Source organism: Deltaproteobacteria bacterium (assembly GCA_005879535.1).
In the GTDB taxonomy this organism is placed as follows: Bacteria; Myxococcota; Myxococcia; order Myxococcales; family 40CM-4-68-19; genus 40CM-4-68-19.
This window is the reverse complement of sequence record VBKI01000084.1, coordinates 24,021-47,235: the sequence shown is the minus strand read 5'-3', so window position 1 is coordinate 47,235 and position 23,215 is coordinate 24,021. Positions and strand designations below refer to the sequence as shown.

Genomic DNA, 23,215 nt, shown 5'->3' with positions numbered 1-23,215 from the left:
TCAGTGCTTGGTGACGCCGCCCGGCTTGGGGCCCCCGGGCCCACGCCCGCCGCCGGGCCGTCCGCCGCCGCCGCCGGATCGGCCGCCGCGTCCACCCCCGGGGCCGCCGCGTCCGCCCGGTCCTCGGCCGCGGCCGGTACCGCCGGGGCCGCGCTCGTTGCGGCGGTCCTGCATCACCGATTCCATCGAGAAGCTGCCCTCGAGCGATCCCTCCGCGCCCTTCTTGCCGCCGCCGGAGGGCCTGCGGGGTCCGCGGCGGCCGCCGCGCTCGTCGCGCTCGAAGCTCTGCTTCATCGACTGCGGCATCAAGTCGACGACGTACTGGTGGTCGCCGATCCTCTTCGCGCCCTGGACCTGCTCGTCGGCGCCGAAGACGCGCACCAGTCGGACGCGCTCCGCCTGTCGGCCGGTGGCTTTCACCGCCTCGCGCAGCCGATCCAGCCGCTCGCCGGTGGTGCCCGTCGCCTCGCCGACCGCCTTGTCGAGAAGCTCCTTGACGGCGCTGGTCTCCGCCTCGAGCTCCGCCTTGGGCTGGCCTTCCTCGTCGGCCTCGACCTCGGAAGGCTTCGCGCCTCCGGGCGTGTTCTTCAAATCCGGTTCCCCTTGCCCGGAAAGGTCTTGGTCGGCGGCGGCCTCTTCGCGCGCTTCCTCGGCGGCCGCACCGGGCTGCATCAGGTCCTCGGTCGTGCCCGCCTCGCCGGGCTTTTCGATGTGCGGCTCGTCGGCGGTGCCGATCACGGCGTCGCTCTGACCGGCAGCCTGTTCCGCGAGACCGAGCGCGGCCGCGCCGGTCGTGCTGTCTGCACCGGGATCGGTCAGCACGGCGGAGGCGTTCTCGTTCGGCTTTGCGGTCACGCCCTCGGAGACCGCGGGCGCCGGCGCGACGCGGGTCAGCTCCTTTGGCAGGCTCTTGCGGGCTTCCGCTTCCGCCTTCGCGGCCATGCGGATCAGGGTCCCGCTGAACTCGGTCAGAGTCTTCATGTGAACACCCGGTGCTTTGCGAAAGGGGGCGCCTTCCTACCACAACTTGGACACAAGGGAAGGACGGCGCGGCGCTGTGCGAAGCGCGTGAAACGATCCGGCATCCGGTCTCTTGGGCCTGTGTGAAAGCGATCCACAAGCTGTGGGAAACCTACTAAGCATTGCGCATTGTGCATCGCGTCACCACAATACGTAGTGGTCCGCGATTGACAAGCGAGTCCCGTTTGCCGCACTCTGCCCACACTTCCGCATCGCGACCGCGACTGTGGAACTGGAGGGGAAAACATCGATGGCGAAGCCCGGCAAGAATGATCCCGCAGCCTTGTCCGCCCTGCCTGCAGGTGCGTCCATGACCGCTCCCCGCTCGGAGGGTCCGAGACCCTCCCGCAAGGCCAAGGGACTGGCCGTGACGCGTCGCGTCACGAAGGATGCGATGACCGCAATGGAGGTGCTCGACGCGGTCGAGTGGACGCGGCGCCCGGCGAAGATCTCGGGCGCCGACGGCGAAGTCGTCTTCAAGATGGACGACGCGGAAGTTCCGGCCGGCTGGTCGCAGCTCGCCACCGACGTCGCGGTCTCCAAGTATTTCCGCAAGGCCGGAGTTCCGACGGGCAGCGGCGCCGAGGAATCGGTGCGCCAGCTCGTGCGCAGGGTCGCGCATACGCTGCGCACCGCCGGCGAGGAGATGGGCGGCTATTTCGCCTCCGCCGCCGACGCCGAGGCGTTCGAGGCCGAGCTCACCTACATGCTGGTGCACCAGATCGGCGCCTTCAACAGCCCGGTGTGGTTCAACTGCGGGCTCTGGCACGAGTACCGGATCAAGGGCAGCGGCGGAAACTACGCCGTGGATCTCGCCAGCGGGCGGGCGTACATGACCGAGGACGCGTACACGCGGCCCCAGGTCTCCGCCTGCTTCATCCAGAGCTGCAAAGACGATCTCGACTCCATCTTCAGCCTGGTTCACGACGAGGCGCGGGTCTTCAAGTACGGCTCCGGCAGCGGGACGAACTTCTCGAAGCTGCGCGGCAAGATGGAGCGGCTCTCCGGCGGGGGCACCAGCTCGGGCCTGATGAGCTTCCTCGAGGTGCTCGACAAGGCCGCCGGCGCCACCAAGTCGGGCGGAATCACCCGACGCGCGGCGAAGATGGTGGTGCTGAACGTCGACCACCCCGAGATCCGCGAGTTCATCCAGTGGAAGGCGCGCGAGGAGAAGAAGGTCGCGGCGCTGATCGCTGCAGGCTACTCCGCGGACTTCAACGGCGACGCCTACCGCACCGTCTCGGGCCAGAACGCGAACAACTCCGTCCGCGTCAGCGATCGGTTCGTCGAGGCCGTGAGCAAGGACGCGGTCTGGGAGACGACCACCCGCACCACGCAAGAGGTGGTCGAGCGCCTCTCCGCGCGAGAGCTCTGGCGGGAGATGGCCGAGGCGGCATGGAAGTGCGCCGATCCGGGGCTGCAGTTCGACGACACGATCAACAAATGGCACACCTGCAAGGCCACCGACCGGATCTACGCCTCCAACCCATGCAGCGAGTTCGTCTTCCTCGACGACACCGCCTGCAACCTCGCCAGCCTCAACCTGCTCAAGTTCCTCGACGAGAAGACGGGGAGGTTCGACGTCGAGGCATACAGGCACGCCTGCCGCATCTTCTTCCTTGCGCAGGAGATCGCGGTCGATCTCGCCAGCTATCCCACCAAGCGGATCGCGGAGCGCAGCCACCAGTTCCGGCCGCTCGGGCTCGGGTACGCAAACCTGGGGACGCTGCTGATGGTCGAGGGCCTGCCTTACGACTCCGACGCAGGCCGCGCAGTGGCCGCATCGATCACCGCCATCATGACCGGCGAAGCGTATGCCCTGTCCGCGGAGATGGCGGCCGCGAAAGGGCCGTTCCAGGGATACGCGCTGAATCGCGAGAGCATGCTGGAGGTGATGCGCCTGCATCGCGATTCGGTGGCGAACATCGATCACGCCCTCGCGCCGCGCGAGTTGATGGATGCGGCGCACGACGCCTGGAACCGCGCCGTGCAGCTCGGCGAGCAGCACGGCTATCGCAACGCGCAGGCGACGGTGCTCGCGCCGACGGGCACCATCGGGCTCTTGATGGATTGCGACACCACCGGCGTCGAGCCCGACTTCGCGCTGATCAAGTTCAAGAAGCTGGCGGGCGGCGGCAGCTTCAAGATCGTGAACCAGTCCGTGCCGCGAGCGCTGAAGAAGCTCGGCTACGCTCCGGCGCAGGTGCAGGCCATCGTCGACTACGTCCGCGGCACGGCGACGCTCAAGAGCGTACCGGAGTTCGCGCCCGCAGAGTTGGAGGCGCGCGGCCTTCTGCCGGCGGAGGTCGCCAGGGTGGAGAAGTCGCTCGAGTCCGTATTCGACCTGCGCGCGGCGTTCGCCTCGCACGTTCTCGGGGCGGCGGCGCTGCAGCGCCTCGGCCTCGACGCCGGCAGCAAGGGCAAACAGCTGCTCGCAAAGCTCGGCTACACCGACGAGCAGATCGACAAGGCCACGCTGATCGTCTGCGGCCGGCAGACCGTCGAAGGCGCCCCCTTCCTGAAGGCGGAAGATCATCCCGTCTTCGACTGCGCGAACCGGTGCGGGCCATTGGGAACCCGCTACATCGAGCCGATGGGCCACGTCCGGATGATGGCCGCGGTGCAGCCGTTCCTCTCCGGCGCCATCAGCAAGACCATCAACCTCCCGCACGACGGGACGGTCGAGGAGGTCGAGCGCATCCACTGGGAGTCCTGGCGCCTCGGACTCAAAGCCATCGCGCTCTACCGCGACGGCTCGAAGCTGTCGCAGCCGCTCAGCGCCGGAGACGTCGCCGCGAAGCTCCCTTTGCCGAAGGACGCAAAGGAGATGGCGCAGGCCCTGCGCAAGCTGATCCCCGACCTGACGGTGGAGCAGACCGAGCGCATGGCGGAAGCCGCCTTCCAGGCGAAGACCGCGCCCGCGCCAGTGCAGCTCGCGGCCAGCGTGCGGCGCCGGCTGCCCCCCAAGCGGCACGGGATCACGCAGGAGGCCAAGGTCGGTGGGAACAAGGTGTTCCTGCGGACCGGCGAGTACGAGAGTGGAGAGCTGGGCGAGATCTTCATCGACATGCACAAGGAGGGGGCGGCGCTGCGCAGCGTGATGAACTGCTTCGCGATGCTCGTCTCCATCGCCCTGCAGTACGGGGTGCCGCTGGACGTGCTGGTGGAGCAGTTCGTGTTCACCCGCTTCGAGCCGCAGGGTCCGGTGCAGGGCCACGACCGGGTCAAGTTCGCCACCTCGGTGATCGACTACGTGTTCCGCGCGCTCGGCGTCGAGTACCTGAAGCGCGACGACCTGGCGCACGTCACGCCGGAGGAAGCCGCGGAGACGCCGAAGAGCGCGCAGACGGCGGACCCGATGCCGCCGGCTGCCGCGAGCCCGGCCAGGGCGGCGAAGGCGGCGCAGAAGTCGGACCCGCCAGATCCAGCGCGCGCGGCGGCGCGGGCCCAGGACGAGCTGCTCGGCAAGCTCTCCGGCGATGCGCCGTTCTGCGACACCTGCGGACATATCACCGTGCGCAACGGCACCTGTTACAAATGCCTGAATTGCGGCAACTCCATGGGTTGCTCGTAATCAAATCGATTGGGCTGCTCGCAAACGCGTAACCCCCCTTACGCTGACGAGCGCCGGGCGGCGGATCCTCAAGGGTCCGCCGCTCTTTTACTGGCAGCCGCCTGCTCCCTCGCCAGTACCTCGGCAGGGATGCGCCCTCTTTTGCCCGTGCCGACCTTTCCCTACACGGGGGCGAGGATGGACGGAAGGGGCTGGAAGCCGGAGTACGGCATCTCGCCAGAGGGAATCGAGATGCTCGGCTACCTCGAGGCGCTGCCGCGCGACGTTCGCCGCGAGCTCGTCGAGGCCATCGCTACGCTTTGCCAGCGCGAGGGATACCTCTCCCTGCACGACGACGTGGGCGACCGGATGCCGAGCGCCGCCCCTGACGAGGAAGGCGCCCTCGCCAAGGTGATCCCGCTGTTCAGGCGTTCCCAACGCGGCTGATCGGCGCCCTCAGATCGAGCGCCGCCCGCCGCGCCTCGACCGGCAGGCGCGCGACGAACGATGTCGCCCATCCCGGCTCGTCGCGCAGCGCAATCGAGCCGTCGTGCGCCACCGCGACCAGGCGGCAGAGGTAGAGGCCCAGCCCGAGGTTGTGCTTCTGCCGCGACCCACGCTGGACGACGCCTTTCTGGAACAACCTGCCTCGCGCTTCCGGTGGCACCGGTTCGCCGGTGTTGCGCACCGCCAGCGTCAACTCGGGCCCATCCTGCGAGGCGGCCACCTCGATGCGTCCGCCCGGGCGCACGAAGTCGAGAGCGTTCAGCACCAGGTTGTCGAAGAAGCGGTGGACCATTTCACGGTGAAGCATCGCGCACAGTCCCGGCTCCACCCGGGCGCTGATCTGCGCGCCGGCGTTGCGCGCGCTGGCGGCGTACGCGTTGGCCAGCGAGATGAGCAGCGCCGAGAGGTCGACGGTCTCCGGCGCGGAAGTGAGCACGCCGCGCTCGAGCTTGGCGATGGCGAGCAGGTCGCCCACCATCGCCTGCAGCCGGCGTCCCTGCTGCTCGATCATCTTCACGTCGGCTTGCAGCGGTCCCTTGATCTCGCTCGCCACCACCTCGGCCAGACCGATGAGGCCGGTGAGCGGCCCCTTCATGTCGTGCACGAGAAGATGGGTGAGCGTCTCCGCTTCGCCCTGCGCGCGCCGCAGCTCTTCGTGGCTGACCTCGTTGACGACGAGCCGCGCGACCAGGCGGTCCAGCTCGCGCACGACGGCGGCGGAAACCATGGCGACGAGCGCGAGCACGACTCCGCTCATGGCGATGCTCGCCCAGGCGACTCCTGCGCGGACCTGGAGCGCGGCGAGCAATCCGAACGCCAGCGCCGCGGTGGCGGAGATCAGCGGCGACCGCAGCGAGAGCGCGGACAAGGCGACCAGCAGCGCAAACACGCCGACGGTCCAACCGGCATTGAAGATCTGGCTGTCCGCTCGCGGGCCGATGGTCCAGAGCAGCAGGAACATGAAGGCCACGTCGAACATCGGCGAGGCCATCGTCAAGTGCTCGCGCCAGCCGCCGCCCCGTCGCCAGCGCAAGAGCAGGTATCCGCTCAACGCGTACCCGAGCAGCGGCCAGAGCTCGGCGCGCGATTCCGGATCGCCGGCGATGGAGAAGGTGACGGCGACGAGACCGAACGCCGCGAGCGCGATGGCGCGGATGCGGGCGAGCGTTTCCATCGCGCGGGTGCGAAGGCCGGAGAACGCGCGCGTGCTCGACTCGGTGAGGAGGCGACCGCGGCTGGCGTCGTCGGTAAGCATCCGGGAGGTCGATTCTCAACCAGGCAGGGGCGTTTGGCCAAGCTTTCCCCCTCCCCCTTCCACAGGCCCGGGGGCGGACTTGATCACCGGCTGTGGACGGCGCCAAAAGCAGCTTGCGTTACGCGCCCGAACGGTCCCCGCACGCTGTGGAAAAGCTGTGCTCCTTCCGGCACGTTTCCTGAGTCTTGACGCGTGGTTAGCGGCAGTGCTAGCACGCCAGCGCAGCGAGGGGATGACCGCTTTTGCTGCGGCGGTGTCGGACCCCTCCTGCAACCTGGCACGGCGACCGAGAGGGGTAAACGGCTTGACTGCCAGACAATACGTCGAGGCCATCGCGGAAGAGCTCGCAAGGGTCCGGGGGCGCGGCCTGCTCCTGTCGCCTGCCGATGCGCAGCTCGCCCTCGGCTGGTACGCCGCCGAAGTTCCTCTCGCCGCGGTGCTGGGGGAGGTCCGCAAGGCCGCGCGGCTGCGGACGCGCTCCACCGTGCGCGGCGCAGTGGATACGGCGCTCTCGCTCCAGGTGATCGCTCCGGCGCTGCAGCGGATCTCGGCGCGCCGCAAGCCCCCGGCTCCGGCGACCGAGGGTCTCAGCGGCCAGCTGCGCGCCGCGGCGCAGGCGCCCGGCCTCGCCGCGCGCGCCGCGTGGCACTCCCTTGCGGAGCGCGCCGAGCATCTCCTCGCGCAGGAAGGCGGAGACGGCTACTGGACCGCCGCGGTGGCCGCGCTGAAGGCGGCGCTGCGCGAGCTGCCCCGCGCGGCGGCGCTGCAGGCCGGATCCGCGCTCCGCTCGCGCATCGCTCCGCGTCCGCCGGCGATGACCCGGCGCCGCTATCAGCGCAGCCTGCAGCTCATGCTTCTGTCTGCATCCAGTGAGCGCCTCGGCGTGCCGCCGCGCGCGTTCCTCCTCTAGGAGCAGCATCGATGGCGGAACCCGCAGCGGCAAAGCCGGTCTGCGCCCTCTGTGGCGGAGAAGGCTTCAGCTTCCAGCAGCGCGAGGACAAGGCGGTGGCCGCGGCCTGCTCGTGTACGGCCGGATGCCCGTCCTGCCATGGCCAGGGCCGCCTCTATGCGCGCGACGACCGCGGGTACGACGTGCTGCGCGGCTGCGCCTGCGGCGCCGATCCCCGGCGGCTCGCGCTGCTCACCGGGCTCCGGCTGCCGCCCAAGTTCCTCAATCGGACACTGGCTGGTTATGCGGGAATCAGCCCGGATCAGAAGATCGCGCTCGCTCGTGCACGTCGTTTCGTGGACGAATTCGTCCCGGCGGCCGCGGGCCAACGCGCGCTCCTTTTCTGCGGGCCTCCAGGAAGCGGAAAGACGCATCTCCTCGCGGCGATTCTGCGCGAGCTGGCGGCGAAGAAGTCCGTTCGCGGTCGCTACGAAGAATTCTTCCTGCTCCTTTCCGACATCCGCGACGGCTTCTCGCGCGGTCTCTCCTCGCGCGAGTGGCTCGAGCCGCTGCGTGCCGTGGACGTACTGGCCATCGACGAGATCGGCAAGGGCGGCAAGAACCGCGAGTTCGAGCAGGGCGTCCTCGACGAGGTCCTCAGCGTTCGCTACAACGCCAGGCGCCCCACGTTGCTCGCGACGAACTATCCGCGCCCGGGCACTCTCGACTGGCAGTTCAAGGCGGACGGACAGAGCGCCGAAAATCTCGAGCAACGCGTGGGACCGCGGATTTTCAGCCGGCTCCACGAAGTGTGCGATTTCATCGATGTCGATGGACCGGACCAGCGGAAGGACCAGCATGACGCACGCAGCGCAGCGGAGACTCTTGCTCGTCGGACGCGACCTGCACGAAGCTGAGCGACTGAAGCGGCTGTTGCCGGCGTGGGTCGGCATTGCGCACGCTCCTTCGCAGGCGCTCCGCGCGCTCGATCGCGCCGACGTGGTGCTGCTCGAGGATCGCAACTGGCCTTCGCTGGAGGACGAAGCCCTGGCCGAGATGCGCGAGCGGTCGGCGTCGCGGAGACTGGCGCTGATCCTCTCGCGCCGTCGCGGCGAGGCGTCCGAGCCGGCCGCCGTTCCGGTGGTCGAGCGCCCCTACGTGATCGAGGAGATCGTCGCCGCCATGCGGCTGGCTCTTCTGCGGAGACGCAGGTGACGCAGTTCGCGCCCTGCGGAAGGTCTGAACAGCTCTCCGGCATCCTGCACCGGGCGCTGCGGGAGGCGGGCATGGCGAGGCGGCTGCCCCGCGGGGTGGGCCCGGAGCTCTGGGAGAGCGCCGTCGGAAGACAGATCGCGGCGCGGGCGCAGCCCACCGTCCTCTGCGGCGGCACGTTGCACGTTCTCGTGCAGGACCACCGCTGGCGCGACCAGCTCGACGCGGCGCGGGTGATGCTCCTCGAAAGACTGAACCGGAAGCTCGGCAAGAACACCGTGCGCGCGCTCCAGTTCGGGCTCGCCCATGAGGGCGCCCTCGACCAGGCACGCCGGCGCGCCGGAGTCTGTGCCGCGCCGCTCGTACGAGCTGCCGCGGAGCCCTCGCGCGTCCTGGGGCCGTCGCGTCTCGAACCCGACCTGCGCGAGGCGCTGCTGAGAGCGGCGGAGGCAGCACATCGAAGGCGTCCGTGAAGAAGAGGCGGCGCGCCGGCGGCCCTGCGGTGCTGCCCGCGCCGAGCGCTCTCGCGCGCAAGGCGCTCGGCCCCTACGCGCGGGGGAGGGTGGTTGCGGCGGCGCCCGGCTTTCCGCGGCTTGCGCTGGACGTTCCATGGGACGTCTTCGCCTCGCAGGCCGTCGACGAAGGCACCCTGCTGCTCTTGCGGCATCTGCCTGCCGATCCGCCGGCGTCTTTGCTCGATCTCGGCTGCGGATATGGCGCGCTCGGCCTTCCGGTCGCGGCCCGCTGGCCGTCGACCCGATGCGTCCTGGTCGACCGGGACCTGCTCGCGGTGGCGGCCGCCGCGCACAACGCGAGCGAGCTCGGCCTCCAGAACGTCGAAGTGCGGCCCGGGCTCGGCTACCGCGAGCTCGCCCGCGAACGATTCGATTGGGTGCTGTGCAACGTCCCGGCGCGCATCGGCCCGCGCGCGATCCGCTACCTGCTCGAGGGAGGCCGCGCGCTCGGCGCCGAAGTTCGCGCCGTGATCATCCGCGATCTGTCCGCGGTCGTGCTCGCGCTTGGGCTCACCGGGCTCGTCCACGTGGGAAGGGGCGCGAGGCACGACGTCTTTGCGCTGCCTGCCGCCCCGGCGGCCATCGACCTTGCCGACGAAGAGGTCTACGCGCGGGACGAGACGGAATTCGCGGGGCTGCGGCTCTCCCGGCCGTACGACGCTTCGGAAGATCCCGTTCACTTCCGTCTTCTCTCCCTTCTCGCGGAGTCGCTGCCGCGCACCGCGCCGGCCCGAGCGCTGGCGTTCCGCGCCGGGTATGGAGCTCTCCCACTTCACCTTAAGTCTCGCTACACGTCCTGCGAGGTGCTCGCCCAGGACCGCGATCTGCTCGACACCGCATTCCTGCGGCGAAACGCCCGCCGCCTGCGCCTCGACGTTGCCGTCCGCGAGACGCTGCTCCCCGCAGACGGCCTTCTGCCGGAGAGCTTCCCTCTGGTAGTGGGTGAGCTGTCCGCCTCGGCGGGTCCTTCCGTCGCTGCGCGCGAGCTGGGGGACGGCGCCCGTCTCCTCGCGCCGGGCGGCGAAGCTTTGATCCTCGCCAGCGAGAAGCAGGAGCGGGAGTGGCTTCCGCGGGCGGCCCCGAAAAACGCCGCGCTGACGCTCCTGTTGCGCCGCGAGGGCGCCTCCCTGCTGCGGATCTCGCGGCCGAGGGCTCGCTGACGCGGCCGCGCCAAGGGGAAGATTCGTTCCTTCCAGAGGGAGAAATCGCTGGACGGAGCCGATCCGGTTCTGTCAGAGTGCGCTGGTTTTTCGAGGGGAGACCGCTCCCCCATGGGAGGAAACACCGGATGGCCGCCAAGAAAGCCGCCTCGAAGAAGTCCGCCAAGAAGACCGCACGCAAGCCCAACGCCGCCTTCATGAAGGCCATGCAGCCCAGCGCGGCGCTCGCGAAAATCGTGGGGGACAAACCGCTGCCGCGCACCGAAGTGGTGAAGAAGCTCTGGCAGTACGTGAAGAGGAACAACCTGCAGGACAAGAAGGAGAAGCGGAACATCAACGCGGACGAGCAGCTCCGCGAGGTGTTCGGGGGAAAGAGGACCGTTTCGATGTTCGAGATGACGAAACTGGTGAACGACAACCTGTCATAGCTCGTGCGCACAGGACGTTCATGCGAGGGCGCGGGTCCACGACGGACCGGCGCCCTCTGCGTTCAGGCCTGCGGCAGCAGCTCCACTCCGTTGTCGTCGAGCTCCGGGAGCTCGAGCTCGGCGGGCGGCACCGGCTGGGCGGTCCCCTCGGGAACGATGCGCGCGATCCCGCGGCGGTTGAGCACGATCAGCGCTTCGCGCTTCTCCACCCCCGCGGGAGTTGAANNNNCCTGGGGGCGTCCGCGAACCTGACGCCCTCGCCGGCGGGGACCGGCACCCGCTTCACCGAGTCATCGAGGCGAGTGAGGATGGGCGCGAGATCGTAGCGGAAGACGATCTTGAGCCGCTCGAACGCCGGCGCCGAAGGACCCTTGAGGCGCGTCACCCGCGCCCGCTGCCTGTAGTCGAGCGTCACCAGCCGTTGCACCGCGCCGCCGCCCGGGTTGAGCGGGTCGGGGCGGGCGACGCGCGCCTGCGCCAGCGATTCGCGCGCCCGCAGCACGACGTTGCGGCTGCGGTCGAACTTCTGCGGTTCCCGCAGCGCCAGGACGCGGTTGGCGTAGAGATGGGAGAGCTTCCCGGCCAGCCACTGCCGCGTCAGCTCCTTGGCCCGGTCCTTGAGAGCGTAGGCGACCGCGCCCACGGTCATCAGCGTCCAGAGCCCGAGGCCCGCGGCGGCGCTGGTCTGGAGCGCCTGCAGCCCGAAGTAGATGATGAAGGCAGTCGCGGCGCCCGAGAGTCCCACCCAATTGCGCACCGCTTCGTCGATCATCTTCGTCTCGGGCTCGAGGAAGAGCACTTCCTGGAAATGCTTCTTGAGCTGGGCCGCGCGGTCGAGGAAGAGCGCGAGCGCCTCCACGTCCTCGCCGTCGGGGAGCATCTCGCCCCTCCGCTCCCGCTCGTGGAGCTCGGCGGAGAGGGTGTCCGCCACCCGCCCACGCAGCTTCTGCGCCACCGCCCGATAGCCGGGCAGGCCGGCCGGCGCGAGCATGCGGGCGCAGGTTTCCTCGGCGACGGTGAGCAGCTCCAGGAGCTGGCCGGAGAGGAACTCGTCGGCGAGAGCCCGCTCGCGGCCGAGCTCGGGCGGGTCGTCAGCCCGCGGACCGAAGATGGCGCGCGCATGCCCGAGGGTGCCGACGGCCTGGTCGAGGATGTGCTCCAGCTCCCCGGCGAGCGACGGCGCGACGGGTATCGGATTGAGCGAGTGCGCCACAGCCGCGCGGGGGATGCTCTCGCGCAAGAGCTTGAGGCGGCGGGCGACGCCCAGCGCCGAGCGGCGCAGGCCGTCGACGGTGAGGGGCTCGGGAGCTGCGGATTCCTCGTCGGGGCTGGAGAGGCGGGCGAGGATCTGCAGCTGTTCCCATCCGTCGTGCGGGACGTAGACGTTCTCGGGAAACTCGAGCCGGAAGGAAACCTCGGCCTCGCTGATCTCCCGATCCCGGGGCAGCGGAATGTACATCGACCACTCGACGCGGCTCGCGTCATGGGCTTCGATCTTGAGGCGTCGGTTCGCGCTCTCGTCCGCCATCGCGATCAGTGTGTAACCAGGCGGACGCTACGGTCCACCTTCAAGAACGATTTTGCCTTGACGGTGCGAATCCTTTTTGGAGAATGATTCTCCAACTCCACAACTTCTCCTGCACAGAGGGATCCACGCATGCCCAATTTGAGGAACAGCAAGACGCACGAGAACCTCAAGGCCGCTTTCGCCGGCGAGAGCCAGGCGAACCGCCGCTATATCTACTTCGCCAAGCAGGCCGACGTCGAAGGCCGTCCGGACCTCGCCGGTCTCTTCCGGGACACCGCCGAAGGCGAGACCGGCCACGCCCACGGCCATCTCGAGTACCTGCAGGAGGTCGGCGATCCGGCGACCGGAGAGCCTATCGGCGACACCGAGAAGAACCTGAAGGCTGCCGTGGCGGGTGAGACGTACGAGTACACGCAGATGTACCCGGGATTCGCCAAGCAGGCGCGGGAGGAAGGCTTCGCCGAGATCGCCGAGTGGTTCGAGACGCTCGCCAAGGCCGAGAAGGCTCACGCCGGGCGCTTCGCCAAGGGCCTGCAGCAGGTCAAGGCCGAGGGATAAGTCCTCGAGGGGCACCGGATGAGGCTGCCGATCGCCGGCCAGCAGGACTGGCCCGCCGCCGACCCCCACGGGATGGCGTACGACAACCCACAGTTCTGGGACGGCACGCACATGGAGTCCGAGCTCCATCGCGTGTTCGAGATCTGCAACGGCTGCCGGTTGTGCTTCAACCTCTGCCCCTCGTTCGACGTCCTCTTCCGGCGCGTCGACGAGCTCGATCCGCATCGCGAGGAGGCGGAAGGCAAGCACATCGAGGGTGGCAAGATCATCGAGGAGCACGAGGCCGCGGAGCTCCTCAAGCACGTGACGGTGTCCACCGAGAACCCGGTGAACCTTCTCGGGGACAAGGACCACCGGCGGGTGGTGGAGCTCTGCTACGAGTGCAAGCTCTGTTTCCCGAAGTGCCCGTATGTGCCGCCGCACGAGTTCGCCGTCGATTTTCCCAAACTGATGCTGCGGGCGAAGATGCTCTGGGCAAAGGACGAGGGCATCGCGCTCCGCGAGCGTTTCCTCGGCGCGACCGACCTGGTCGGAAGCGTGATGACGAAGATCGCGCCGCTCGCGAACGCCGCCGCGCACAATGCCTTCAACCGGATGCTGATGGACAAGACCATCGGCATCGCCAGGGAGCGTCAGCTCCCCACCTACGCCGAGGAGACGTTCGCCACCTGGTGGGCGCGCCGCGCGCCCGTCGCTTCCGGCGAGACGCCGGTGGCCCTCTTCGCGACCTGCTACGTGAACTACAACGATCCGGCCATCGCCAAGGCGGCCGTCGACGTCCTGGAGAGGGCAGGTTGCGACGTCGAGTGCCCCGAACAGGTCTGCTGCGGAATGCCGAAGATCGATGGCGGCGATCTGGAAGGAGCGCGCACGCTCGCCCGCCGGAACGTGGAATCGCTGCTTCCCTCCGTCCGCGCCGGCCGCAAGATCGTAACGCCGGGTCCGTCCTGCACCCTGATGCTGCGCACCGAGTATCCCGAGTTGGTGCCCACGGCCGAGGGGCGCGAGGTGGCGGCCGCAGTGATGGATCTGAGCGATTTCGTCCTGCAGCAGGCGCGCGCGAAGAAGCTGCCGAAGCCGCCGCCGGGCGCGGTCGGAAAGGTCGCCTTTCACGTCGCCTGCCACAACCGCGTGCAGAACTTCGGCTACCGCGGCCGGGACCTGCTCAAGTGGGCCGGAGGCGACGTGACGCTCGTCGACCGCTGCTGCGGCATGGACGGGACATGGGGGATGAAGAGCGAGTTCTTTGCCGACAGCCTGAAGGTGGCCGAGGGCGCCGCGCAGCGGGTGGAGAACGCCGAGCCGGAAGTCGTCTCCAGCGACTGCCCTCTGGCGGGACTGCAGTTGAAGCAGAAGACGGGGCGGCCTTCGTACCACCCGGTGCGGATCCTGAGCGCCGCCTATGCCGGCGAGCCGCTGCGCTCGCCGCGGACCGACAACCCGAAACAGGGCGACCTGCCCGGAGCGAAACCCACCTGATGCAACCGCTGAATCCGAAGGATCTCTGGCCCCTTCCCGTCTACGAAGGCGTACGCGACCGCTTCCGCAAGGAGGTGATCGCCGCCAAGAAGGATCGGCGCGTCCAGGTCGGTCCGGAGATGACGTTCGTCTTCGAGAATCGGATCACCGTGAAGTTCCAGGTGCAGGAGATCCTCCGGATCGAGCGCATCACCGACGCCGCCCAGGTGGCCGAGGAGGTGGAGGGGTTCAACAGCATGCTGCCCGGCGCCGGCGAGTTGTCGGCGACGCTGATGATCGAGCTGACCGGCAGCGACGCCGACGTGAAGGAGCGGCTTGCCCGGCTCTTCGGGCTGCGCGACCACGTCTGGCTGGAGGTCGGCGACACCCGCGTGAAGGGTGAGCTGGAGCCGAATCGCGAGGAGCCAGGGCGCGTCTCGTCGGTGCAGTACGTGCGCTTCAAGGTGCCCGACGCCCCCGCGCTCTTGCGCGGACCGGCCGCTCTGGTGATTGACCATCCCTCGTATGGCCATCGCGCCACGCTGCCCGATGCGGTGCGGCGTTCGCTGGCCCAGGATCTGACGTGAAGAAGCAGCGGAACGACGTCGAGACGTTCGCCCAGTACTGCCGGACGCACGGGCTCTCCGTGACGCACCAGCGGCTTGCGATCTTCGAGGCGCTCGCCTCCTCGCGGGAGCACCCGAGCGCCGAGCAGCTGCACAAGGCCGTGCAACGGCGGATTCCCACGCTCTCGCTCGCCACGGTCTACAAGAACCTGGAGGCGCTCAAGGCCATCGGCGCCGTCGTCGACGTGAATCCGTTGCACGAGCAAGCCCGGTACGAATCCGCGCTGCCTGGCAGCGGGGCAGGACATCCGCACCACCACCTGGTCTGCACCTCCTGCAAGAAGGTGCGCGACCTCCACGACAGCGAGCTGGACCGCCTCCGGGTGCGCGACGCGCAAGGGTTCGACGTCCGCGCCGTCCGCGTGCAGGCGGAGGGCCTCTGCCCCGACTGCCAGGGACGCCGCCCGCGGGCGTGAACGGGTCGGATCGCTTATCTTCGAAGCGTGGCCGTCATCTGCCAGGACTCCGTCGGGCGCTGCAGCTTCATCGACGTCCTGGAAGAAGCGGTCCTCGTGCATCGGCCGGTGGCAGTCGCGCTGCGCGACGGCGAAAGGTTCATCGACGTGGTCACCGACGTGGTGACGGAGAACCACGAGGACTACGCCGTGTTTCGGACCCACGAGCGGGTCGCGGTCACGGACATCGCAGCGGCCACGCGGTGCCAGCCGCAGAAGCGCTGATGTAAGCGGCCAGAGCACATCGGGTACGCGGCGGCGGAGTGTGGCCACTTTCCCGATGCGACCGAGCGACGGGTTCTGGCAAGATCGCTTCGCCCGATGGAAAGAGCCCTGTTCGCAAATCCTGAGACCCCGGACCTGCAGCTCGGGATCCCGGGGTTCCGTTCTGCCGACCTGCACGACACCAGACGCCTGGCCGACCTGACACGCGCGTTCGACGACTTCCTGCAGGAAGCGGACTCCGCCCTGTTCGCACGCTACCGGGCGCATCGCGAGGGAAGCGTGCCGCTGCGCGGGCCCGAGGAGAGTGCCCTGCTCCTCGAGACCGGCGCGCAGGTGTCGCGGTTTCTCGGACGGCTCTTCGGCGTAGAAAGGGATCTGAAGAGGCTGCGCGAGGCCGCCGGCCGCGAAGCACCGCTCTTCCGGGTCAAGCGCGACTTCGTCCAGCGGCGGGTGTTCAGGAAAGGGCCCAAGGACCGGCCTCGAGCCTCCGATTTCTCCGCTCTCGATGCGGAAGTCCGCCCGCTGCTCGCCGCCGCGGCCTGCCGCGATCCGCGCGCGTCGTTCGCCAGGAACGACGCGGAGCTCCTGGTCGCGATCGTCATCGAGACGCTGCTCGAGGTGGAGAGCGCGCAGCCTGGGTCGCCGCAGCTCCTCGCCTGGCATGACCTCTGCGGCGCACTGCACCGCGGCCTCGCCGACGCGGGGCTGCCCGGCGCGAAATACGCGGGCGAGGACGTCGGACTCGCGCGCAAGCTGCTCGACTTGTTCGACCGCTGGCTCTACGCGCTCTCGCTGCAAGAGGAGCGGCCGGATTGGGTGTTCCTCCGACTTCCTCGCCCGCTCGACTTCCAGCAGCTGGTCCCGCTGCGGCGGCCGCGCGCCGACCGGCCCGAGATCCTCGCCGGCCATGAGGAGCACCAGCGCCGGCGGGATGGGTTCCGCCTCACCGACCCGCGCATGTCCGCCCGCGAGGTCCGCAGCGAGATCGACTACTGCATCTACTGTCACGAGCGCGAGAAGGACTCCTGCGCGAAGGGTTTCGCGGAGAAGGATTCACCCCGCTACCGCAAGAACCCGCTGGGAACGCCGCTGACCGGGTGCCCGCTCGAGGAGCGCATCTCCGAAATGCACACCGCGGCCCGGGAGGGCGATTTCCTCTCCGCGCTGGCGCTGGTCTGCATCGACAATCCGATGGCGCCAGGGACGGGGCACCGCATCTGCAACGACTGCATGAAGGCCTGCGTGTACCAGAAGCAGGATCCGGTGAACATTCCGCAGATCGAGACGCGCGTCCTGAGCGACGTCCTGCGCATCCGCTGGGGATTCGAGATCTGGAGCCTGCTCACCCGGTGGAACCCGCTGCGGTTCGAGCGGCAGCACCCGCGGCCCTACTCCGGCGTGAACGTGCTGGTGGTCGGCATGGGCCCCGCCGGCTACACGCTCGCGCACCATCTCCTGAACGAGGGGTTCGGCGTCGTCGGCATCGACGGGCTCAAGATCGAGCCGATCGCGGAGCACCTGATCGCCGGTCCCATCGAGCGGATCGACGACGCGTTCGGTACGGCGCTCGACGAGCGGGTGACGTCCGGATTCGGCGGCGTCTCCGAGTACGGCATCACCGTGCGCTGGGACAAGACGTTCCTCGACATCCTGCACCTGAACCTGGCGCGACGGACGCACTTCCGCCTCTACGGCGGGACGCGGTTCGGCGGCACCGTCACGCTGGAGGACGCGTTCGATCGGTACGGGTTCCACCACATCGCCCTCGCTGCCGGCGCCGGCAAGCCCACGGTCATCGGGCTGAAGAACAACCTGATCCGCGGGGTGCGCAAGGCGAGCGACTTCCTCATGGCGCTGCAGCTGACGGGCGCGTTCAAGAAGGGGTCGCTGGCGAGTCTTCAAGTAAGGCTGCCGGCCGTGGTCATCGGCGGAGGCTTGACGGCGATCGACGCGGCCACCGAGCTCGCGGCGTACTACCCCATCCAGGTGGAGAAGCTCCTCGATCGGCACGAGAAGCTCTGCGAGTCGGCCGGCGAGGAGATGGTCTTCTCCGTGCTCGATCCGGAAGAGCGGCACATCTACGCCGAAGCGCTGGAGCACGGCCGCGAGGTCCGGCGCGAGCGCGAGCGCGCCGCCGCGGCGAACGACGAGCCCGACTTTGCGAGGCTGGTGAAGGCGTGGGGCGGCGTCACCATCGCGTACCGCAAGACGCTGAACGATTCTCCCGCGTACCGGCTGAACCACGAGGAGGTGATCAAGGCCCTCGAGGAAGGCATCGCCTTCGCCGAGGGACTCTCGCCGGTCGAGGCCGTACCCGACTCCCACGGCGCGGTCGAGGCGGTCAAGTTCACGCTGCGCTCCGGCGCGGAGGTGACGCTTCCTGCGCGGACGGTCTGCGTCGCGGCGGGCACGGGCCCGAACACCACCGTGGAGAAGGAGGCGCCAGGCCGATTCGAGGTGGACCCGGAGCACTCGGCCTTCAGCTCGTTCCGGATCGAGAATGGAAAGCTCGTTCCCGCCGAAGTGACCGACGACCTGACCGGCGCGATCGGGTTCTTCACCAGCCATTCGAGCGGCGGACGCTACGTCAGCTTCTTCGGCGACAACCATCCCGCCTACGCGGGCAGCGTGGTGAAGGCGATGGCGTCGGCGAAGGACGGCTATCCGCACATCGCCCGGCTCTTCGCGCACCAGCTCGAGCGCGCGGACGGAAGCGCGCAGCCGGTCTGGGCCGCGCTGACCGCGCGCCTCGACAGCGATCTGCGGGCCCGGGTGCACGAGATCAAGCGCCTGACGCCGACCATCGTGGAAGTGATCGTCCGCGCTCCGGCGGCTGCGCGCGGGTTCCAGCCGGGCCAGTTCTACCGGCTGCAGGACTTCGAGACCCTGGCGCCCGTAGTGGACGGGACCCGGCTGCAGATGGAAGGCCTTGCGCTCACCGGCGCCTGGGTCGACCGCGCGCGAGGCCTTCTCTCGTTGATCGTGCTGGAGATGGGATCGTCTTCGCGGTTGGTCGCGGCCCTCAGGCCCGGCGAGCCGGTGGTGGTGATGGGCCCGACCGGAGCGCCTTCAACCATCCCGAAGGGCGAGGACGTCGTGCTCTGCGGCGGCGGCTTGGGCAACGCGGTCCTGTTCAGCATCTCGAAGGCCCTGCGCGCCAACGGCTGCCGCGTGGTGTACTTCGCCGGCTACCGCCACGCGCAGGACGTGTTCAAGCGCGACGAGATCGAGGAAGCCACCGACGTCGTCGTCTGGTCCGTCGACAAGGGGAGCAAGCCTCCCAAGGCCCGTCGCGCGCAGGACCGCGCCTTCTCCGGCAACATGGTGGAAGCGATGGTGGCCTACGCCACCGGCGCCCTGGGCGACCCGCCGATCCCGTTCACCAACGTCCGCCGGATCATCGCCATCGGCTCGGACCGGATGATGGCGGCGGTAGCACGGGCCCGGCACAACGAGGTCAAGACGCTATTGCCGGCCGACCACGTGGGGATCGCGTCGATCAACTCGCCGATGCAGTGCATGATGAAGGAGATCTGCGCGCAGTGCCTGTGCAAGCACCGCGACCCGCAAACCGGCAAGGAATCCTTCGTCTTCTCCTGCTTCGATCAGGACCAGCCCATGGACCTGATGGACTGGGACAACCTCCGCATGCGCCTGCGCGGAAACTCCCTCCACGAAAAGCTCTCCGCGCTCTGGCTGGACTACCTGCTCGAGCAAACCAACCTGCGCAGGGTTTAAGCGAGGGCGACTTGCTGGCCTTGGCGCTTGGCCTTGACGTCCACGCCATGTCCGTCGCTGAAGACGACGATGGCACGCGACCACGGCCCCGCGGCGCGCGTCGTCGGATGCGCATCCACGGCGCGATTCACCAGCGTGAAGATCGCGTCGCAGGCGCTGCAGACGCGGTAGTCCTCGGCAGGGATCAGCGGATACGGCTTCGCCATTGCGGGCGCGAACACGAGGATCACGGACACGGGCGCGGTGAACTGACCCACCTTGCGGCAAACACCACAAGTCAGGGTCTCTTCGTTCTCGTTTTCAACATCCGCCATGTTCCACCCGCGCCGGCTGGCGCCTCTGAAAAACCATAACCATTGCTGGAGAAGAGCGCCGGTTTCCGTCCCCGTCCTGTTTCCCAGCAAGCAGCCGGGCAGGCAAGCCGCACCGCGCAAGCCCGCCTGCCGGCTTGATGTTTGGGTTGTTCCATGGCACTCGCGCGATGAGAAGAAAGGCCCCCGCGCAGATGACGAAAGCACCTCCAAGACCCGAGTTGCTCGCACCCGCCGGCGACGAAGAGAGCCTGCGAGCGGCGGTGGCGGCCGGGGCCGACGCCGTCTACTTCGGGCTGCGCGGCGGCTTCAACGCTCGCGCCCGCGCCGACAACTTCGCCGTCGCGGACCTCCCGCGCATCTTCGATTTTTTGCGCGCGCGGGGCGTGAAGGGCTTCGTCACGTTCAACACTTTGGTGTTCGATCGCGAGCTGCCCGTGGCGGAGGCGGCCCTCGCGGACATCGCCCGCGCCGGCGCCGACGCGATCCTCGTCCAGGATCTCGGCATCGCGCGTCTCGCGCACGAGGTCTGCCCGGAGCTGCCGCTCCACGCTTCGACCCAGATGACGGTCTCGTCGGCGGAAGCGGCGGCGATCGCGAAGTCGCTCGGCGTCACCCGCGTGGTCCTTCCGCGCGAGCTGTCCATCGATGAGATCCGGACGATGGCCATGGGCACCGACCTCGAGCTCGAATGCTTCGTCCACGGAGCGCTCTGCGTGAGCTGGAGCGGCCAGTGCCTGACGAGCGAGGCGCTCCAGCACCGGAGCGCGAATCGCGGCCAATGCGCCCAGAGCTGCCGGATGCCGTACGACCTCGTCGTCGACGGCAAGGTGGAGACGGCGCGCGGCGACGAGCAGCTCAAGTACCTGCTCTCGCCTCGGGATCTCGCCGCGTACGATCTACTTCCCCAGCTGATCGACGCTGGAGTCTGCTGCTTCAAGATCGAAGGCCGGATGAAGGGGCCGGAGTACGTCGCGAACGCGGTGGACAAGTACCGCCGCGCCCTCGATGCCGCCCTCGAGCACCGCCCATATCCGCTGCAGAAGAGGGACGAGGAGGAGCTTCGCTACAGCTTCTCGCGCAGCTTCTCGCACGGCTTTTTCCGCGGCTCCGACCACCAGGCGCTGGTGCACGGCCTCTATCCCGGGCACCGCGGCGTGCTCGTCGGGCGCGTCGAGGAGGTCCACGCCCGGGCGGGTCGCGTGGTCGTGCGTGCGGAACCGGACGCACCGGAGCTGAAGGCCGGCGATCGCATCCTTTTCGACCAGGGAAAGCCGGAGGACGACGAGCCTCGCGGCGGACTGCATGCGTGCGACGTGGTGGCGCCTGGACTGCTGCGGATGCTCTTCGGCGGCCCCGACCAGGGTTCTCTCGATCTGCGACTGGTGAAGGCCGGCGACGTCGTCTGGAAGGCCAAGGACGCCGAAGTGACGCGGAAGATGAAGCGCGTCGCGGCTCGGGAAAGAAAAGTCGGCCTCACGCTGAGCGTACGCGGAGCGGCAGGGACCGCGCTGATCGTCACCGCTCGCGACGATCTCGGCCGCGCCGCCCGCGTCGAGAGCGCGATGCCTCTGCAGCTCGCGCGAGTCAACCCCCTCCACGAGGGGCTCGTGCGCGAGAAGCTCTGTGCATTCGGCGAGACCGGGTTCGAGCTGCGCCGCCTCGAGCTCGAGCTGGAGGGCGCGCTCGCGATGCCGCCGTCGGAGCTGAAGCGGTTGCGCCGCGCCGTCGTGCAAGCTCTCGTGGGCAGCCCGCCGCCGCAACCGGCGCGCCACGTGCGGACCGGACTGGATCCGGACGCCGTGGTCGCACCGCTTTCCGCAAACGGCTCTTCTGGTGCCCCGAAGCTGATCCCCTTGCTCCGCACCCTCGGCCAGGTTGAGGTCGCGCTGCGCCTCGGTTTCGACGAGCTGCAACTCGATTTCATGGAGCTGGTCGGCCTGGGCGTGGCCGTAGAACGGGCGCGCGCCAGGGGCGCCAAGGTCATCGTCGCCACCCCACGCGTGCAGAAGCCGGGTGAGGAGGGCTACGACCGCCGATTCGAACGGCTGCGCCCGGACGGCATCCTCGCCCGCCATCTCGGCGCGGTCGAGCACTTCCGCCGCAATCCGCACACCGAAACGGTGCACGGTGACTTCTCCCTGAACGCCACCAACGCGCTGACCGCGCGGACCCTGCTCGGGCTGGGACTGTCGACGCTGACGCCGGCGTACGATCTCGATCTCGCCCAGCTTCTCGATCTCGCCTCCGGCGTTCCGGCGGAGCGCCTGGAAGTGACCATCCATCAGCATCTGCCGCTGTTTCACAACGAGCACTGCGTCTACTCGCACCTGCTCTCCAACGGTCACGACTACCGCGACTGCGGCCGTCCTTGTGAGAAGCACCTGATCCGCCTCCGCGACGGCCTCGGCATGGAGCACCCGGTGATCGTCGACGTAGGATGCCGGAACACCGTATTCAACGCGCGGGCGCAAAGCGCCGCTGCATGTCTGCCGCAGCTCCTCGCCGCGGGAGTGCGCCGGTTCCGGGTCGAGCTCGTCCGCGAGAGCGAGGCGGAGACCGAGCGGGTGCTGCGCGCCTACGCGGCGCTGCTGGCCGGCAAACGGACCGGCCCGCAGGTGATCGCGCAGGTCGGGGCGCTCGAGAAGTATGGCGTCTCGGCGGGAACGCTGGTGGTCGTCACCCAGCCGCACGTTTGAAGCCAGAGGGAGAGACAGATGGCGAAGCATCGCATCGCGGTCATTCCCGGAGACGGGATCGGCAACGAGGTCGTGCCCGAGGGCATTCGCGTGCTGGACGCCGCCGCGTCGAAGTACGGCATCGAGTTCCGCTGGGACCAGTTTCCCTGGAGCTGCGAGTGGTACCAGAAGCATGGGAAGATGATGCCGGAGGACGGCATCGCGCAGATCCGCAAGCACGATGCGATCTTCCTCGGAGCGGTCGGGTTCCCGGGCGTGCCCGATCACGTCTCCCTCTGGGGTCTGCTCATCCCCATCCGTCGCAGCTTCCACCAGTACGCGAACGTCCGTCCGGTCCGGCTGATGGACGGCGTCCCTTCCCCGCTGCGCGATCGCAAACCTGGCGACATCGACTTCTGGGTGGTGCGCGAGAACAACGAGGGCGAGTACTCGTCGGTCGGCGGCCGGATGTTCGAGGGTACCGAGAACGAGACGGTGATCCAGGAATCCGTGTTCACCCGCAGGGGCGTCGACCGGATCCTGCGCTACGCCTTCGAGCTGGCCCGCTCGCGCCCGAAGAAGCACCTCACCTCGGCGACGAAGTCGAACGGGATCGCCATCACGATGCCGTTCTGGGACGAGAGGGTGAAAGCGATGTCGGCGCACTACCCCGACGTGCGCGTCGACCAGTTCCACATCGACATCCTCTGCGCGCATTTCGTGCAAAGGCCGGATCGCTTCGACGTGGTGGTCGGCTCCAACCTGTTCGGCGACATCCTCTCCGACCTGGGACCGGGGGTGACCGGAACCATCGGGATCGCCCCATCCGCCAACCTCAATCCCGAGGGCGAGTACCCGTCGATGTTCGAGCCCGTGCATGGCTCCGCACCCGACATCGCCGGCCAGGGAATCGCGAATCCGGTCGGGCAGATCTGGTCGGGCGCGATGATGCTCGAGCACCTCGGCCACAAGCAGGCCGGCGACGCCGTAGTGCGGGCGATCGAGACCGTCATCCGCGAAGGCCCGCGCACCCGCGACATGGGCGGGAAGGCGAGCACCTCCGAGATGGGAAAGGCCATCGCGGAAGCGGTTCGCTGAC

At 68.7% G+C, this 23,215-nt stretch carries 20 protein-coding genes; 16 read left to right on the top strand and 4 right to left on the bottom strand.

What is annotated here, in order from left to right; all coding sequences use genetic code 11:
* Positions 1-981, bottom strand: coding sequence for a translation initiation factor 2 (locus tag E6J58_19810; protein ID TMB33847.1), 981 nt, complete (start codon positions 979-981; stop codon positions 1-3).
* 349 nt (positions 982-1,330) lie between these two features.
* Between E6J58_19810 and E6J58_19805 the strand changes: the two genes are divergently transcribed.
* Positions 1,331-4,594, top strand: coding sequence for a vitamin B12-dependent ribonucleotide reductase (locus tag E6J58_19805; GenBank protein ID TMB33846.1), 3,264 nt, complete (start codon positions 1,331-1,333; stop codon positions 4,592-4,594).
* A 129-nt stretch (positions 4,595-4,723) separates the two neighbouring features.
* The gene (locus E6J58_19800; GenBank protein TMB33845.1) at positions 4,724-5,020 is read left to right on the top strand and encodes a hypothetical protein; all 297 of its coding nucleotides are present in this window, start codon (positions 4,724-4,726) and stop codon (positions 5,018-5,020) included.
* Here E6J58_19800 and E6J58_19795 read toward each other — a convergent pair.
* On the bottom strand, positions 4,998-6,335 hold the full coding sequence (locus tag E6J58_19795) for a HAMP domain-containing histidine kinase (protein ID TMB33844.1): 1,338 nt from the start codon (positions 6,333-6,335) through the stop codon (positions 4,998-5,000). The genes E6J58_19800 and E6J58_19795 overlap by 23 nt on opposite strands.
* Before the next feature lie 304 nt (positions 6,336-6,639).
* On the opposite strand from E6J58_19795, the gene E6J58_19790 reads away from it, so the two are divergent.
* The 6 genes from E6J58_19790 to E6J58_19765 all read left to right on the top strand — a co-directional run bounded on the left by E6J58_19790 (position 6,640) and on the right by E6J58_19765 (position 10,539).
* Entirely contained in the window at positions 6,640-7,245 is a 606-nt protein-coding gene (locus tag E6J58_19790; protein TMB33843.1) for a hypothetical protein, read from the top strand.
* Between the two features lie 11 nt (positions 7,246-7,256).
* The gene (locus tag E6J58_19785) at positions 7,257-8,141 is read left to right on the top strand and encodes an ATP-binding protein (protein TMB33842.1); all 885 of its coding nucleotides are present in this window, start codon (positions 7,257-7,259) and stop codon (positions 8,139-8,141) included.
* Positions 8,083-8,439: a hypothetical protein gene (locus E6J58_19780; GenBank protein ID TMB33841.1), complete on the top strand. Its 357-nt coding sequence runs from the start codon at positions 8,083-8,085 to the stop codon at positions 8,437-8,439. The genes E6J58_19785 and E6J58_19780 overlap by 59 nt, the downstream gene beginning before the upstream one ends.
* Positions 8,436-8,909 (top strand): DUF721 domain-containing protein, encoded by a 474-nt coding sequence (locus E6J58_19775; GenBank protein ID TMB33840.1) that lies wholly within the window; start codon positions 8,436-8,438, stop codon positions 8,907-8,909. Before E6J58_19780 ends, E6J58_19775 begins: the two co-directional genes overlap by 4 nt.
* The gene (locus E6J58_19770; GenBank protein TMB33839.1) at positions 8,783-10,111 is read left to right on the top strand and encodes a methyltransferase; all 1,329 of its coding nucleotides are present in this window, start codon (positions 8,783-8,785) and stop codon (positions 10,109-10,111) included. Before E6J58_19775 ends, E6J58_19770 begins: the two co-directional genes overlap by 127 nt.
* A 128-nt stretch (positions 10,112-10,239) precedes the next feature.
* The gene (locus E6J58_19765; protein ID TMB33838.1) at positions 10,240-10,539 is read left to right on the top strand and encodes a hypothetical protein; all 300 of its coding nucleotides are present in this window, start codon (positions 10,240-10,242) and stop codon (positions 10,537-10,539) included.
* 187 nt (positions 10,540-10,726) lie between these two features.
* Here E6J58_19765 and E6J58_19760 read toward each other — a convergent pair whose 3' ends face one another.
* Entirely contained in the window at positions 10,727-12,067 is a 1,341-nt protein-coding gene (locus E6J58_19760) for a hypothetical protein (GenBank protein TMB33837.1), read from the bottom strand.
* 129 nt (positions 12,068-12,196) lie between these two features.
* Between E6J58_19760 and E6J58_19755 the strand changes: the two genes are divergently transcribed.
* The 6 genes from E6J58_19755 (at position 12,197) to E6J58_19730 (ending at position 19,127) form a co-directional block, all read left to right on the top strand.
* The gene (locus E6J58_19755) at positions 12,197-12,625 is read left to right on the top strand and encodes a rubrerythrin (GenBank protein TMB33836.1); all 429 of its coding nucleotides are present in this window, start codon (positions 12,197-12,199) and stop codon (positions 12,623-12,625) included.
* Positions 12,626-12,643: 18 nt separating this feature from the next.
* Complete coding sequence (locus tag E6J58_19750; GenBank protein ID TMB33835.1) at positions 12,644-14,104, top strand: hypothetical protein; 1,461 nt, start codon at positions 12,644-12,646, stop codon at positions 14,102-14,104.
* A complete protein-coding gene (locus tag E6J58_19745) occupies positions 14,104-14,670 on the top strand; it encodes a DUF3501 family protein (protein TMB33834.1) in 567 nt (188 codons plus the stop codon). The genes E6J58_19750 and E6J58_19745 overlap by 1 nt, the downstream gene beginning before the upstream one ends.
* Entirely contained in the window at positions 14,667-15,125 is a 459-nt protein-coding gene (locus tag E6J58_19740) for a transcriptional repressor (GenBank protein TMB33833.1), read from the top strand. Before E6J58_19745 ends, E6J58_19740 begins: the two co-directional genes overlap by 4 nt.
* A gap of 27 nt (positions 15,126-15,152) precedes the next feature.
* Positions 15,153-15,389, top strand: coding sequence for a hypothetical protein (locus E6J58_19735; protein ID TMB33832.1), 237 nt, complete (start codon positions 15,153-15,155; stop codon positions 15,387-15,389).
* A gap of 96 nt (positions 15,390-15,485) precedes the next feature.
* Positions 15,486-19,127, top strand: coding sequence for a pyridine nucleotide-disulfide oxidoreductase (locus E6J58_19730; GenBank protein TMB33831.1), 3,642 nt, complete (start codon positions 15,486-15,488; stop codon positions 19,125-19,127).
* Here the strand turns inward: E6J58_19730 and E6J58_19725 are convergent.
* Entirely contained in the window at positions 19,124-19,441 is a 318-nt protein-coding gene (locus E6J58_19725) for a hypothetical protein (GenBank protein TMB33830.1), read from the bottom strand. The genes E6J58_19730 and E6J58_19725 overlap by 4 nt on opposite strands.
* A gap of 191 nt (positions 19,442-19,632) precedes the next feature.
* On the opposite strand from E6J58_19725, the gene E6J58_19720 reads away from it, so the two are divergent.
* Together E6J58_19720 and E6J58_19715 are read left to right on the top strand one after the other, a co-directional pair.
* Positions 19,633-22,137 (top strand): U32 family peptidase, encoded by a 2,505-nt coding sequence (locus E6J58_19720; protein ID TMB33871.1) that lies wholly within the window; start codon positions 19,633-19,635, stop codon positions 22,135-22,137.
* Between the two features lie 18 nt (positions 22,138-22,155).
* A complete protein-coding gene (locus E6J58_19715) occupies positions 22,156-23,214 on the top strand; it encodes a tartrate dehydrogenase (GenBank protein ID TMB33829.1) in 1,059 nt (352 codons plus the stop codon).
* Position 23,215 lies beyond the last annotated feature (1 nt).